Origin of the sequence: [Phormidium] sp. LEGE 05292, from assembly GCF_015207735.1 — a bacterium.
Classification (GTDB): Bacteria; Cyanobacteriota; Cyanobacteriia; order Cyanobacteriales; family Aerosakkonemataceae; genus Floridanema.
In genome coordinates, this window is the sequence record NZ_JADEWG010000160.1 from 1 (window position 1) to 13,713 (window position 13,713).

The 13,713-nt window shown below is 41.7% G+C and carries 12 protein-coding genes and 1 pseudogene; 7 read left to right on the forward strand and 6 right to left on the reverse strand.

The annotated features are described in order from the left end of the window. Positions 1 to 136: 136 nt before the first annotated feature. A complete protein-coding gene (locus IQ264_RS27300) occupies positions 137 to 592 on the forward strand; it encodes a hypothetical protein (RefSeq protein WP_193984859.1) in 456 nt (151 codons plus the stop codon). Between the two features lie 149 nt (positions 593 to 741). Here the strand turns inward: IQ264_RS27300 and ftsH4 are convergent, their stop codons facing one another. Then, on the reverse strand, positions 742 to 2,622 hold the full coding sequence (gene ftsH4 / locus IQ264_RS27305) for an ATP-dependent zinc metalloprotease FtsH4 (RefSeq protein ID WP_193984861.1): 1,881 nt from the start codon (positions 2,620 to 2,622) through the stop codon (positions 742 to 744). Positions 2,623 to 3,101: 479 nt separating this feature from the next. Between ftsH4 and IQ264_RS27310 the strand changes: the two genes are divergently transcribed. Beyond that, on the forward strand, positions 3,102 to 3,311 hold the full coding sequence (locus IQ264_RS27310; protein WP_193984863.1) for a winged helix-turn-helix domain-containing protein: 210 nt from the start codon (positions 3,102 to 3,104) through the stop codon (positions 3,309 to 3,311). A gap of 73 nt (positions 3,312 to 3,384) precedes the next feature. Here the strand turns inward: IQ264_RS27310 and IQ264_RS27315 are convergent, their stop codons facing one another. Next, on the reverse strand, positions 3,385 to 4,272 hold the full coding sequence (locus tag IQ264_RS27315) for a M48 family metalloprotease (RefSeq protein ID WP_193984865.1): 888 nt from the start codon (positions 4,270 to 4,272) through the stop codon (positions 3,385 to 3,387). Between the two features lie 183 nt (positions 4,273 to 4,455). Between IQ264_RS27315 and IQ264_RS27320 the strand changes: the two genes are divergently transcribed. Further along, positions 4,456 to 4,749, forward strand: a complete 294-nt coding sequence (locus IQ264_RS27320; RefSeq protein ID WP_228061862.1) for a hypothetical protein — start codon at positions 4,456 to 4,458, stop codon at positions 4,747 to 4,749. Between the two features lie 169 nt (positions 4,750 to 4,918). Here the strand turns inward: IQ264_RS27320 and IQ264_RS27325 are convergent, their stop codons facing one another. After that, positions 4,919 to 6,091 carry a pyridoxal phosphate-dependent aminotransferase gene (locus tag IQ264_RS27325; protein WP_193984867.1) on the reverse strand — a complete coding sequence of 391 codons (1,173 nt, stop codon included), beginning with the start codon at positions 6,089 to 6,091 and terminating at the stop codon, positions 4,919 to 4,921. A 699-nt stretch (positions 6,092 to 6,790) separates the two neighbouring features. Between IQ264_RS27325 and IQ264_RS27330 the strand changes: the two genes are divergently transcribed. Next, positions 6,791 to 7,645, forward strand: a complete 855-nt coding sequence (locus IQ264_RS27330) for a M48 family metalloprotease (RefSeq protein ID WP_193984869.1) — start codon at positions 6,791 to 6,793, stop codon at positions 7,643 to 7,645. Between the two features lie 136 nt (positions 7,646 to 7,781). On the opposite strand, the gene IQ264_RS27335 is transcribed toward IQ264_RS27330, so the two are convergent. Next, positions 7,782 to 8,864 carry a class I fructose-bisphosphate aldolase gene (locus IQ264_RS27335; RefSeq protein ID WP_193984871.1) on the reverse strand — a complete coding sequence of 361 codons (1,083 nt, stop codon included), beginning with the start codon at positions 8,862 to 8,864 and terminating at the stop codon, positions 7,782 to 7,784. A gap of 205 nt (positions 8,865 to 9,069) precedes the next feature. Between IQ264_RS27335 and IQ264_RS27340 the strand changes: the two genes are divergently transcribed. Further along, positions 9,070 to 10,179 carry a DUF2235 domain-containing protein gene (locus tag IQ264_RS27340; protein ID WP_193984873.1) on the forward strand — a complete coding sequence of 370 codons (1,110 nt, stop codon included), beginning with the start codon at positions 9,070 to 9,072 and terminating at the stop codon, positions 10,177 to 10,179. 174 nt (positions 10,180 to 10,353) lie between these two features. On the opposite strand, the gene IQ264_RS27345 is transcribed toward IQ264_RS27340, so the two are convergent. Continuing rightward, complete coding sequence (locus tag IQ264_RS27345) at positions 10,354 to 10,749, reverse strand: tetratricopeptide repeat protein (RefSeq protein WP_193984875.1); 396 nt, start codon at positions 10,747 to 10,749, stop codon at positions 10,354 to 10,356. A 253-nt stretch (positions 10,750 to 11,002) separates the two neighbouring features. On the opposite strand from IQ264_RS27345, the gene IQ264_RS27350 reads away from it, so the two are divergent. After that, the gene (locus IQ264_RS27350) at positions 11,003 to 12,799 is read left to right on the forward strand and encodes an efflux RND transporter periplasmic adaptor subunit (protein WP_193984877.1); all 1,797 of its coding nucleotides are present in this window, start codon (positions 11,003 to 11,005) and stop codon (positions 12,797 to 12,799) included. Between the two features lie 41 nt (positions 12,800 to 12,840). Beyond that, a pseudogene (locus tag IQ264_RS27355) lies at positions 12,841 to 13,101 on the forward strand (efflux RND transporter permease subunit); the annotation flags it as partial. A gap of 101 nt (positions 13,102 to 13,202) precedes the next feature. On the opposite strand, the gene IQ264_RS27360 reads toward IQ264_RS27355, so the two are convergent. Beyond that, positions 13,203 to 13,499, reverse strand: a complete 297-nt coding sequence (locus IQ264_RS27360) for a hypothetical protein (RefSeq protein WP_193984879.1) — start codon at positions 13,497 to 13,499, stop codon at positions 13,203 to 13,205. Positions 13,500 to 13,713 lie beyond the last annotated feature (214 nt).

Genomic DNA, 13,713 nt, shown 5'->3' on the forward strand with positions numbered 1-13,713 from the left:
ACGGAACCCCACCCCAAACCCCTCCCCGTCCACAGGGAGGGGCTAACGATTTAGAATATAGTTAATTTAAACCATGCTTTGAGTTTAGAGCATGGTTTTATGAGTTAAAGCTACTTTCTTAAGAATTAAACAAAGCATGGAAAATTGGATAGAAATCAAGGGGAAGGTTAAAAAAGGATATGGTGTCGCATCAGGAAAAGCACTTGATCCACGTTTTCCTAATGGTACGATTGAAATACAAAAGCCTTTTTTTAGCCAACTTGGTCTGGACTTAAGTCAATATTTTCCTGGGACAATCAACATTTCTATTGCTCCATATAAATACCAAATCAAACAACCGAAATATACATTCAGAAATCTAAAATGGGCAGAAGCAGAACCAGCAGAAGATTTCTCTTTTTGTGATTGTCAAATTTTGCTAACCACTGGTAAATCACAATCAGGTTTAATCTATTATCCTCATCCTGAAACCAAACCGGAGCATTTTCAAACCCCCGATACTCTGGAAATCATTACATATTTCATCAGTGAATTAAAATATGGAAATGAACTGACTGTTGCTGTTAATACTAAACAAATTAATATTAATTAAATTGGTTGGGTTCTCCAACACTTGTGGTGGAAAACCCTACTTTTGGGTTTAATTTTTCTGCATATTCTGTAAAGCCATCACAAAACAAAAAAACCGGATTTCCCAATGAAATCCGGTTTTAATAGGTATTAAATTTTACCTAAAAACAGTTAAGCATGAACATGATCTCGATCGACAGGTTGAACTTTACCGAGTAGTTCGTGTAAATCTTCACCTTCAATCACTTCTGTTTCCAAAAGTTTCATGGAGATGGTTTCCAGCAAATCGCGATTTTCCTTGAGAATATGCAAAGCTTTTTGATGGGCAGATTCTACGATGTCTTTGACTTCCTGATCGATCGCTTGAGCAGTTTCATCAGAAACCATGCGCCGGGGATTCATCATATCAGCATTGCCCAGGAACGATTGCTGACTTTTATCGTAAGCCAAAGGCCCTAAAACCTTGCTCATCCCGTAGGATGTCACCATGCGTTCGGCTAAATCTGTCGCCCGTTGTAAGTCATTGGAAGCACCAGTAGTAATGCTGCCAAAAATGATTTCTTCGGCGGCGCGTCCACCCAACAAAGTGGCAATTTCGCCCCGCAGTTCGGCTTCATCCATTAAAAAGCGGTCTTCTGTAGGCAATTTGAGAGTGTAACCCAAAGCTGCCATACCACGAGGGACGATCGAGATTTTCTCCACCTTACCGCTACCAGGCATCAGAAAACCAACTAAAGCGTGACCAACTTCGTGGTAAGCAACAATTTTCTTTTCCTTGTCGTTGAGGACACGGCTTTTCTTTTCTAAACCTGCAACTACTCGTTCGATCGCTTCGTTGAAATCCTCTTGCGCTACAGCGTCCCGTCGATTTCTTGCTGCCAACAAAGCCGCTTCATTGACTAAGTTTGCCAAATCTGCGCCAGCAAAACCGGGGGTACGGGCAGCGATCGCCTTCAAATTTACATCAGGCCCCAATTTTACCTTTTGGGAGTGGATATTCAAAATTTCTTGACGACCGGACAAGTCAGGACGATCGACTAACACTTGACGATCGAAACGTCCCGGACGTAACAACGCTGGGTCTAAACTTTCTGGGCGGTTAGTCGCAGCTAAAACAATTACCGTTGCATCACCTGCGGCAAAACCATCCATTTCCGTCAGCAACTGGTTAAGAGTTTGTTCCCGTTCATCGTTACCGCCGTAGAAACCGCCACTGCTACGAGATTTTCCGATCGCATCCAACTCATCAATAAATACGATACAAGGAGCTTGTTTTTTCGCTTGCTCAAATAAATCTCTTACCCTTGCCGAACCTACGCCGACAAACAGTTCCACGAACTCGGAACCAGAAATGCTAAAGAATGGTACGCCTGCTTCTCCAGCCACAGCTTTAGCTAATAAAGTTTTACCCGTTCCCGGTGGCCCAACTAACAACACACCTTTGGGAATTCTCGCCCCAATTTGGCGAAAACGACCGGGATTTTTCAAGAAATCGACAATTTCGACTAACTCAGTCTTAGCTTCTTCTACTCCAGCGACATCAGCAAAAGTGATTTTAGCTGATTCACCTTCGACATAAACTTTAGCTTTACTTTTCCCGATCGAAAGCGCACCTTGAGGCCCACCACCACTGCGACTGATGAAAAACTGCCAGATAGCAACAAAGATTAGTGGCGGGATCACCCACCCTAACAGACTAGTAAACCAGCCATTCTTCGGCGGAGGGGCAGCAGCAAACTCAACCCCTTTTTCCTCCAATTTCTTTGGCAATTCTAGGTCAAAGATGGGAGTCGTCTGTAAAACTAAAACTTGTCCTGGCTGATCGGGTTCCGGTTTCAGCTGATAGCGAATTTCGTCTTGTCCAACAGAAACTCGCGCTACTTTCCCATCTTGCACTTGATCGATAAACAAGCTATAAGGTACTCGTGGCACTGAAGGGCTAAACAAATTCGGTAAGAACAAGTTCACCAGGAGGAATAAGCCAGAAATTAACAATAAAATATTCCCTATCTGGCGAGAACGAGGAGGTTGAGGCTGGTCTTTAATTGCCATTAATCGTGATACTCCTTAGATGCGAACTGTTGATGCTCCCCTGCCGCATCACCTAATGTTTAGCAGCCAGCTACTCAAATTGAGTGAACGTGACTAAATTCTGGGGCTAGTGCTCTGCAACTGAGCAAAATTTTTATTTAACTGTTACAAGCTTAACAGTTAGGTATATTTAGGGAAGGGTGATCATCTTTGCGGAAAACCCCCATTGTCATGGGCGGCTTTCTTACCCAGTCTTCGTTTCCCCTACTTCCGATCGTAGAAGAGTACGGGGAATTCCTGATTGATGTTGTAACTCAGAGAAAATAGAAGACATATCCTTAATATATGGAGATCGAAGCTAGCAGTGGTCGGGCTAAATTTGGTTCACTGTATTACTGTTCACTCGTAATAAAAGTTCCCTGATTTTTTTATGTCAAAGTACTGGACAATATTTAGCTCACGATCGTCATTAAGTGAGGCGACTGTTTGAGTTGATAATCATGAAGACCCGCGATAAAATCCTGAACGCTATCATTGAGCATCCTGGTTTGACGACAAGAGAGATTATGGCGATCGCCCAACTCTCCCGGACAAACACCCGCGAACATCTGCAAAAGCTAGAAAGCATGGGCTTAATTTATTCCGAAGCAGATGACCAAAATACCAATAAGCACCGTTACTTTGCTGTTAAAGATAAAGTAGAGTTTTAAAGTTTAAGTTTTGAGTTTTGAATGCGATCGTCTCCTCTAACTCAAAACTCAAAACTTAAAACTCATAACTTTTTTAAGCTGTAACTGGAGTCGCTGTTTCTTGTTGCTGTTTTGCGATTTCTAAAAGACGGCGAATCCGTTCTGCTGTGGGGGGATGGGTGCGGAAAAGTGACTGTAAACCTTCTCCTGAAAGAGGGTTAATAATCAGAAGTGGAGACATGGCTGGATTCCCGTTCATGGGAATCTGTTTGCCGATTTGTTCGAGTTTTTCTAAGGCTTGGGCAAGTGCTTGGGGATTCCCGGTAATTTGTGCCGAACCTAAATCCGCTGCGTATTCACGAGTACGGGAAATCGCCATTTGGATGATGGCAGCGGCTAAAGGGGCTAAGACGATCAAGAACAATACTGCTAGAGGATTTCCGCCCCGGCGATCGTCACGGCTGGCAGGATAATATAAGGCTCCAAAAGTGAGAATCCGTCCTAAAAAAGTGATGGCACCTGCGATCGTTCCAGCCACAGCTTGAGTCAAAGTATCACGATTCCGAACATGAGTTAGTTCGTGAGCAATGACACCTGCTAATTCTTCTTTGGAAAGCAGATCGACAATTCCTTGGGTGACTGCTATTGCTGCGTGTTCGGGATCTCTACCTGTAGCGAAGGCGTTAGGAGATTTAGTTGGCACAAAAAACAGCTTAGGCATGGGAATTTCTGCCTTGGCTGACAAAGAAGCCACCAAATCATAGAGTTCGGGCGCTTCTTCACGGGCGAGAGGCTGTGCTTGATAAGCCATTAACGCTGCGCGATCGGAATAATACCAGGAACTAAAACTAGTGAATGCTGCAAAAGCTAAACCTATGTAAAGTCCTTGTTCATTACCGATCAGATAATAGCCAGCCAAGACTAATAAACCACTAAGTAGTCCCAGCAAAGCTGCTGTTTTAATTTGATTGATTCCCCGCATAATCAAAGTTGTTCTAGCTTTTATAACTTTTATTCCAATGGTTATAAAGTTCTCAGATTTGCTAGGTACAATGTCTCTATCTGATGAATGAAAGCCGTCTCTTCCTGCTGACAGATTCGACAATAAAAATTAATTTTGTGTTTTAATAGTTAAGCAAAAGCCTAATGGCAAGAAGCAATTAATTTGTTAGAAGCGATTCCAAATAATACTTTAGTTTCGGAGCAAGGGCAACCACTTTTGGCAGGTGCTTTAAGGGAAAGTTTAGAACTCATTGGTTTCATTCAACCACAGATGTTAATCGCTTCTAACTTTGGTTTGTGTGCCACAATAAACGGGCAATTTATCGCTAAAGCACCAGATTGGGTATATGTAGCTTCAGTTAAAGAAATTTTAGCCGATCGCAAAAGTTATACACCCAATTTAGAAGGGGAAGTACCAGCCATAGTCATAACCTTTTTTGCAACTGAACAGACATAGTGGTTTCTCCAAATTTTAAATGAGTCTGTTGTTCCCACTTCAGTGGGAATCGCGCTGAAGCGCAACAACGTACCTTTATTTTAAAAGTAAAAACACAGATAAACATTTATCTGCGTTTATCTGCGTTTATTGGCGGTTTAAAAACCACTAAATTAAATTGGCGATATGCCTAAAGCACGCTACGCGCTCGCACAAATTTATCCAACCGATCCATGCCTTTATTAATCGTGTCTAAATCGGTAGCATAAGACAAACGAATGCAATCATCTGCGCCGAAAGCAACACCGGGAATCGTTGCAACTTGATAAGATTCTAAGAACTTATCGCAAAATTCTAACGAAGCTAATCCGGTTTTGCTGACATCAATAAATAGATAAAAAGCACCATCCGGCTTCGGACAACTTAAACCAGGAATTGCACTGACTCTTTCTAACATTACTTGACGACGTTTGGCGAAAGCTAGGCGCATTTCTTCTACACAATCTTGGGGACTGGTTAAAGCTGCGATCGCACCATATTGAGCAAATGTGCAAACATTAGAAGTACTATGACCTTGCACAGTACTAACAGCTTTAATTGCTTGAACTGGCCCTGCTAAATATCCAACTCGCCAACCAGTCATCGAGTAGGCTTTGGCAAAACCATTACTAATAAAAGTGCGTTGGAAAATTTCAGGCCCAAAAGCACCAATGGTCACTTGTTGAGCATCATCATAAATGATTTTTTCGTAAATCTCATCTGAAACTACGAAAATATCTTTTTCTACCACCACCTTTGCTAACGCTTCAATTTCGGCGGGAGTATACACAACTCCTGTAGGATTGGAAGGAGAATTAAAAACAAACAATTTTGTTTTTGGTGTAATTGCGGCGCTGAGTTGTTCTGGAGTAATCTTATATTGGTTTTTCCCATCAGTTTGGACAATTACAGGTACACCACCTGCCAATTTCACCATTTCGGGATAGCTTAACCAATAAGGAGCCGGAATAACTACTTCATCTCCCGGATCGATTAAAGCTAACATCAAATTGAACAGAGAATGTTTACCACCATTAGTAACAATTACATTTTCCGGTTTGTAATCTAAACTATTATCTGTTTTTAGCTTATTTGCGATCGCTTCTCTTAGCTTAGGTTCCCCAGCTGCTGGGCCATATTTCGTCTTACCAGCATCTAAAGCTTGCTTCGCAGCAGCTTTAATGTGTTCTGGGGTGTCAAAATCTGGTTCCCCAGCGCTAAAACTACAAACATCTATTCCCTCAGCCTTCATAGCCTTAGCTTTGGCGGAAATAGCTAACGTTATAGAAGGCGTAACCTGACTAACTCGTGCTGCCAACTGCATGATTAATCGTTTCCATTGCGGCAATTTTCTAGTTTCTCAGACTAACTCACGATCGCTGTGATGATTTGTGATCTTTTTACCTTTTTGAGTAGGGGACTGGAGATTGGGGACTGGGGACTGGGGACTGGGAAGAAAGTTTGACCAGGATTTATTGATTTACATAACGATCGGGATTAATCAAGAAATCTGGTAAATCTATAGGACTTACGCAAGTGTCACATTGAACTATGGTTGTAGGGTGCGTCAGACCTTAAATTCGATACGCCTACGGCACGCTACGCGAACGACAGCATCAAGGTTTGAAGTTCTGACGCACTCTACTAATTGTAAGTCCTGACTTAGTTAGAATTCTCATTCTTTCAGTCCATTTTAATGGACTTGAGCTATTACGGAAATTGATTTCCGGGCTAATAGCTCGCATCGCAGGTGCAAGATCTCAGATTCCTCTTTGCTGACCAAAGGCGCTATGAAGCCAAGACAGAAAGAGGTAGAATTCACTTATTTGGTGTTTTCATCATGATTTTCTCAATAATTGGGTGAATTATTATTGCTAATTTCAATATTTCTGAACTGACAACACATATCCACTATTTGATAAAAATCTATCTTTAACATACATTTTATACAAAATTGTACAGATGAATTCTGAAGAAAACTGTGATAAGCTCCTGTCCTGACCAAAGGGTTGGGAGAAAAGCGGTGAGAGGATTAAATCGTCTTTGGATTGGAATTATAGTCGCACTATTTGGATTAATTACCTATTGCACTCACACGGTACAAAATCCCATCACTGGAGAAAATCAGCGGGTTCAACTTTCGCCACGTCAAGAAATTGCGTTAGGTTTACAAGCACGACAACAAATGGCAGCTAAATATGGTGGTTTGTATCCTAACAGCTTGCTACAACAATACGTAAAACAAGTAGGGGAAAGAATAGTTCAACGATCGGATGCTTCTAAATCTGGCTATCCTTTTCAATTTTATTTATTACGAGATCCCCGCACAATTAACGCTTTTGCTTTACCTGGAGGACAAGTTTTTATCACTGCTGCTTTGTTAAGTCGCCTTTCTTCAGAAGCGCAACTTGCTGGCACTTTAGGACATGAAATTGGTCATGTTGTAGCACGTCATGGAGCAGAACATTTAGCAAAGCAACAGTTAGGTGCAACTTTAGTTACTGCGGTGGGAGTAGCAGCAAGTGATAGCGAACAAAGGGCTAGACAAGCGCAAATTTTAGCCCAAGCTGTGAATCAATTAGTAAGTTTAAGATATGGTAGAGATGATGAGTTGGAAAGCGATCGCTTAGGTCTTCGTTTCATGACTCAAGCAGGTTACAATCCCCAAGGAATTGTCGAATTAATGCAAATACTTGGCTCAACTCGTCAAGGTGGTCAACCTCCAGAATTTTTAAGCACTCACCCCAATCCAGGAAACCGCGTAGAACGTCTCAAAGAATTGATTTCTCAACAATATCCTAATGGCATTCCCCCACAATTACAATCAGGAAAAGAGGACTTTGCGAAATATGTAAAACCTCGTTTGACAGGGGGATAAGAGCTGATATCTGTCATAAAAAATCTAATCGATTAACCAAATCTTGTAGAGACGTTATATATAACGTCTCTACAAGATTAAAGCTCGTTAGTTGTGGCGAAGATACTTCAATTCGTACTTGGTAAGATATCGGCAATTAAGCGATCGTAACTTCTTCCGACAAATAAACATCTTGAATCGCATGAAACAATTTAACACCTTCTTCCAAGGGACGTTGAAATGTTTTCCGACCAGAAATTAAACCAGTTCCACCTGCACGTTTATTAATTACCGCAGTGCGAACAGCTTCGGCAAAATCATTTTTACTCGAAGCGCCACCAGAATTAATTAAACCTGCTCTGCCACAATAACAATTAAGTACTTGATAGCGAGTTAGATCGATCGGATGATCGGAAGTTAAATCTGTGTAAACTCGTTTATCAGTTTTCCCGTAAGTCTTTGCCATTGCTTGCGAAACAGCTTGATAACCGTTATTACATTCCGGCAATTTCTGTTTAATAATATCGGCTTCAATTGTTACCCCTAAATGGTTTGCTTGTCCGGTCAAATCTGCGGCAACGTGATAATCTTTATCTTGTTTAAACGCATTACTGCGTAAATAACACCAAAGAATTGTTACCATTCCTAATTCATGAGCACGGGCAAAAGCTTTACTTACTTCTTGAATTTGTCTGGTTGATTGTTCGGAACCAAAATAAATTGTTGCGCCAACTGCTACCGCCCCCAAATTCCAAGCTTGTTCGACGGAAGCAAACATTACTTGGTCAAATTGATTGGGAAATGTCAGTAATTCGTTGTGATTTATTTTCACAATGAAGGGGATTTTGTGGGCATATTTACGGGACATCATTCCCAAAACACCGAGAGTAGTAGCAACGGCGTTACATCCGCCTTCAATTGCTAATTTGATGATGTTTTCTGGATCGAAATAAATGGGATTTGGAGCGAAAGAAGCGCCAGCAGAGTGTTCAATTCCTTGGTCTACAGGCAAGATAGAAATATAACCAGTATTGGCAAGACGACCTGTAGAATATAATTGTTGCAGACTGCGAAGGACTTGGGGATTGCGATCGGTCCCGGCAAAAATGCGATCGACCCAATCCGGCCCAGGTAAATGTAATAAATCCTGGGAAACTTTCGCTTTATAATTGAGGAGGTCTTCTGTTTCTTCTCCCAGCAAAGATTCGATAAAACTGGGTACAGATAATGTCGCAGTCATAACGCTTTCCTCAAGACTTCTGTCTCTGATTGTGGCTATGTTTTAGATTAACTTATGTCTCTCTGAAGACAGAGTATAGATAGTTTTTTTTTCGATTTTCCCTAAGAGTGAGAATATCATCGCAAAGTTCAAGTGAGAGGAGAGCACTTTTGGCTAAAACTAAAGATAAAAATCAAAAATTGCCCAATATGAAGAGGAGAGTTTTATGAAAAAACGCTTGGTTGTCTGTTGCGACGGTACTTGGAACCAACTGAGAAGCTCTTACCCGACAAATGTCGTAAAATTAGCTCAATCAGTAAAATATATTACCGACGATGGAACCCCACAAATTGTATTTTATCAACAAGGATTAGGCACAGAAGACAGTAGTCTTTGGCAAACTTTAGGCGGAGGAGCTTTTGGCTGGGGAATTGACAAATTAATTCAGGATGCCTATCGTTTTTTATGTGTTAATTACAATACTGAAGCCGAAGATGAAATTTATTTGTTTGGCTTTAGTCGTGGAGCATATATTGTTCGTTGTTTAGCGGGGATGATTTATTGTTCGGGTTTATTACATCGGGAACAGATTCGGAAAACCCCTCAAGCGTATAAAATTTACCGCGATCGCAAAATCCATCCCGACGCTCAAGAAGCGAAAGATTTTCGGAAAAAGAATGCTAAATCTGTTAAATCTAAGGATACTTCTGGGCAACAATCCTATATGGAAGATCGAGTCTCAATCAAAATGTTGGGTTGTTGGGATACTGTTGGAGCATTAGGTATGCCAGATATAATTCCTTGGTTGCCAATAGAGAAAATAATTAATCAAAAATATCTGTTCTACGATCCTGAACTCAGTCCAATTGTGGAAAATGCTTTTCAAGCAGTTGCTATTGATGAAAAACGCAAAAGTTTTCCTTCAACCAGAATGGATAAAAATAGCAAAAATCCCAACCAAAGGGTAGAAGAAGTCTGGTTTAGTGGTGAGCATGGTTGTGTAGGCGGTGGAACTAAAGGTTATCAAGGCTTATCCGATTGTGCCTTAGCCTGGATGATCGAAAGAGCGAAAGAAGTAGAATTAGAATGCGATCAAAGAAAAATCGAACGTGACTTTGATTCCGAAGGAAAACCGACAAGATTTGGGATTTATCCAGAACCAACAATCTATTTTGACAATAGTCTTACTTTTCCTTTTATTTTAGGAGGTGAAGAATCGCGATCGATTCGTGGAAGCAACATTAAGTTTCATTCCAGTGTCAAAGAACGCTTAAAAAAACGCTCCGATTATTTGCCAGAAAATCTCAAACAATTTATCGATCGGCTCAAGCAATAAAATAAATAGGTTTGTTGTAGGCGCTTCAGCGCAATTCCCTCTGAAGAGGGAACAACGAACAAATAGGTTTGTTGTAAGCGCTTCAGCGCGATTCCCTCTGAAGAGGGAACAACGAACAAATAGGTTTGTTGTAAGCGCTTCAGCGCGATTCCCTCTGAAGAGGGAACAACGAACTTATACAGTTGTATGTAGATTTTTGTTCAACCAGATCTTTTCTTTGGCGTGTAGATAACGGGGGTCTGGGTTAATTGCGATCGCTCTTTCATAAGATTCGATCGCATTTCCATAAGCTTGCATTTCTGCTAACAATAAACCCCGGTTAAACCAAGCTTGATGATAATCTGGTTTAATCGTTACAGCTTTGTCATAAGCTGCTAAAGCTTCTGCATAACGTTTCATCCCACAAAAAGCATTTCCTCGATTATTCCAAGCTTGACAATAATTTGGGTTAATCGCTATTGCTTTCTCAAAAGCAGCTAAAGCTTCCGCATATTTTTCATTTTCACACAAAGCGCAACCGTGACCATCCCAAAATTCTGGGTTTTGCTCGTTCTGCTCGAAAATGTTCATAATATTTGGGTAAATTTCAATTCTTACAGTTTCATTGTGGGAAATTTTTGGCGATTCATGGGGTGCGGTTTCTCCTCTTATTTAATGTTCGGTTAATTAAGTAATGGAACAAAGCTGAACATAAAAGCCTTCTGCCTTCTCGTACTAGTGCATCGCTCTCAAAAAAACTTCATCTCAATTTAATCGCCTTATGGCATCTTATGTTTGAGACGCAATCAGGGCTTAACTTCTATTCGCTCAAACTCTTCTCATTATGATCCGCGCATTTACCAATTCTCAGCGTTTCGCAATCACTCATTGCCTTTCTGGAATTCTTCTGAGTCTAATTCTTTTAAATGTCCCCTTAATTAAACCTGCTAGCAGCCAGCAAGATAGCGATGACGCACCGCGCCCAAATGCTGTGACAGAACCACAAACTGCTCAATCATCTGACACAATTAAAGTTGATGCAAACGCTGCTCAACAAATGGGTATTCATGTTGAGCCTGTGACTCGACAGCGATTAGCAATTAATATTAAAACTACAGGGCTGATTGAAGCTTTGCCTGACCAAAAAGTAGCAGTCACCGCGCCTATTCTGGGAACCGTAGTGCAACTGTTAGCGAAACCGGGTGATGCGGTGAAAGCGGGACAAGTGGTGGCGCGGCTATCCAGTCCAGAGTTAGCAGAACTACGGGTAGAAGCAACAAGCAAGCGAGAGGAAGCCCAAGCAGGAGTACAACAAGCTCAGGCAGATTTGAAACTGGCACAGCAGAACTATTCTCGGCAACAACAACAGGCGATCGCAGATTTAAAAGAAGCCCAAACAGGGGTAGCATTAGCTCAAGAGCGGTACGATCGCAACAAAGAACTACAGACAGCAGGAGCTATTACTCGTCGCCAACTACAGGAATCAGAAGCAGCATTAGTAGCTACCCGCGCTACCCTGACGAAAGCACAAAGCAAATTGGGAGTATTGGAAGCAGCAAATCAACTGAGTCGGGCACAAACAGGAGTAACGCTTGCTCAGTCACGGCTTAGTTTGAGTGACAGTGCTTATCGTACTCGCTTGAAACAATTGAAGACTACAGCAAATAATGATGGTTTGGTGAGCGTAACTGCTCCGATTTCCGGCATTGTAGCAGACCGACCAATTACCCCAGGCGAAACTATCACCGTTGAAGCTGGCAGCAAGCCATTAATGACAATTATCAATGCTCAAAAAGTTTGGGCAACAGCAAATTTATATGAGAAAGATTTACCAAAAGTGAAGCTTGGTCAATCTGTGCAAATCACCGTTACCAGTTTAGCCGATCGCGTCTTTACAGGACGAGTGGCGCAGATCGGAACAGTAGTGGAAGGAACGCGGGTAGTACCTGTAAAAGTTGAGTTAGACAACTTCCAGCAACTTCTTAAACCAGGAATGTTTGCACAAATAGAAATTATGACCGAGCGAACACCCGATGCTGTTTTAGTAGTTCCGAACACAGCAATACTGCTGACGCAACGCTTCGCGAACGCAGATAATAATGGCACAGCAAAAGTTTTTCTGCAACAGGGTGAGGGTTATCGTCCGGTAGAAGTCTCCTTGGGACAAACATCGGGCAATTTAGTAGAAGTAAAAAGTGGACTTAAAGAAGGCGATCGAATAGTCACAGAAGGTACAACCTTGCTCTATGCCCAATCACTGGGAGGCGCAGGCATTCCAACTGATGACGATGATGATAAACCAGAAGCAGATAAAAAATCGGAGCATGATATGGATGATGTGATTCGCAATATGCAAATTCCCGCATGGATAGCATTACCAATAGGAGTCATGATTGCAGGAGCAGCATTTTGGCTCGGTCTTCGCACAGCCCGGAAACAATCTACAACACAGAAAGAGGAAAATTCAAACCCTGATATTGATTCCAACTTGGACTTACCACTTGACTTTGATGGCATTCCTTTTGCCAAATTCCCCAGGAGAAAGATAAAAGGCTCCAAGACAGGGGGGCAGAGGAGCAGAGGGGCAGAGGGGCAGAGGAGCAGAGGAGCAGAGGAGCAGAGGAGCAAGAAAACTCTTTAACTCAAAACTCAAAACTTTCCCTGTCCCTTTCCTTGATCATTATGCTCAATTCCCTTGTTAAATGGTCGATCGCTCAACGGTGGTTGGTAGTCCTAGCAGCACTCCTGATCGGTCTTTGGGGGATTCGCGTCCTCACTCAAATGCCTTTGGATGTTTTACCTGATTTTGCACCACCACAAGTTGAGATTCAAACCGAAGCACCAGGATTAGCTCCCGAAGAAGTGGAGTCTTTGGTGAGTTTACCGATCGAAAATGCGGTCAACGGTACTCCGGGTGTAACTACCGTTCGATCGATTTCTGCAACCAGTAATCATATCAGAGCAGTCCAAGCCCACAATGGTATTTTACAGGTCGAGAGTGAGTTAGGTAAGGGAAGTACTTTTACACTCCGTTTTCCGTTAAATTAGCTTTGGTAAATTAATTTAGCAAAGCTATAAATACTAATAATTAACAACAAAAATGCTACTACTTGGGTGATTCGGGGATAAGTTGAAGGTGTCATCGATTCCCTAACTATCACTGAAACAGATGAACAAACTACATAACTTAAGCTTAAACCTAAATAAGGCCATCTCTCTGTAATTCCCCAAAGTCCTAGTAAAGCGATTGCTAAAAGTAGCATAATTACCTCTACAAACCGGGGCGGATCGTATTGAGTAGAAAGAAATAAAGTGTTCCACCAAAATTGCCAAAGACGCATATCGATTTTTGATTTTTGATTTAAAAATTTTGATTTTTCTAACAGGATGTTTTAAAAGTCATAAATTGTAATTTGCAGCACTGGCAGATCCCCCCTACCCCCAGGGCTAATTCATGGTCATCAAATAAAATTAACCGGATGGGGGGACAAGGGGACAAGGAGACAAGGGGACAAGGGGAAAGATGATTTTTCCGTTGTTTGCATTATCTCTCCT

Bases quoted from the DNA above. Each gene is read 5' to 3' on its own strand.
- IQ264_RS27300 (WP_193984859.1), top strand. From the start codon at position 137: ATGGAAAATTGGATAGAAATCAAGGGGAAGGTTAAAAAAGGATATGGT.
- ftsH4 (WP_193984861.1), bottom strand. From the start codon at position 2,622: ATGGCAATTAAAGACCAGCCTCAACCTCCTCGTTCTCGCCAGATAGGG.
- IQ264_RS27310 (WP_193984863.1), top strand. From the start codon at position 3,102: ATGAAGACCCGCGATAAAATCCTGAACGCTATCATTGAGCATCCTGGT.
- IQ264_RS27315 (WP_193984865.1), bottom strand. From the start codon at position 4,272: ATGCGGGGAATCAATCAAATTAAAACAGCAGCTTTGCTGGGACTACTT.
- IQ264_RS27325 (WP_193984867.1), bottom strand. From the start codon at position 6,091: ATGCAGTTGGCAGCACGAGTTAGTCAGGTTACGCCTTCTATAACGTTA.
- IQ264_RS27335 (WP_193984871.1), bottom strand. From the start codon at position 8,864: ATGACTGCGACATTATCTGTACCCAGTTTTATCGAATCTTTGCTGGGA.
- IQ264_RS27340 (WP_193984873.1), top strand. From the start codon at position 9,070: ATGAAAAAACGCTTGGTTGTCTGTTGCGACGGTACTTGGAACCAACTG.
- IQ264_RS27345 (WP_193984875.1), bottom strand. From the start codon at position 10,749: ATGAACATTTTCGAGCAGAACGAGCAAAACCCAGAATTTTGGGATGGT.
- IQ264_RS27350 (WP_193984877.1), top strand. From the start codon at position 11,003: ATGATCCGCGCATTTACCAATTCTCAGCGTTTCGCAATCACTCATTGC.
- IQ264_RS27360 (WP_193984879.1), bottom strand. From the start codon at position 13,499: ATGCGTCTTTGGCAATTTTGGTGGAACACTTTATTTCTTTCTACTCAA.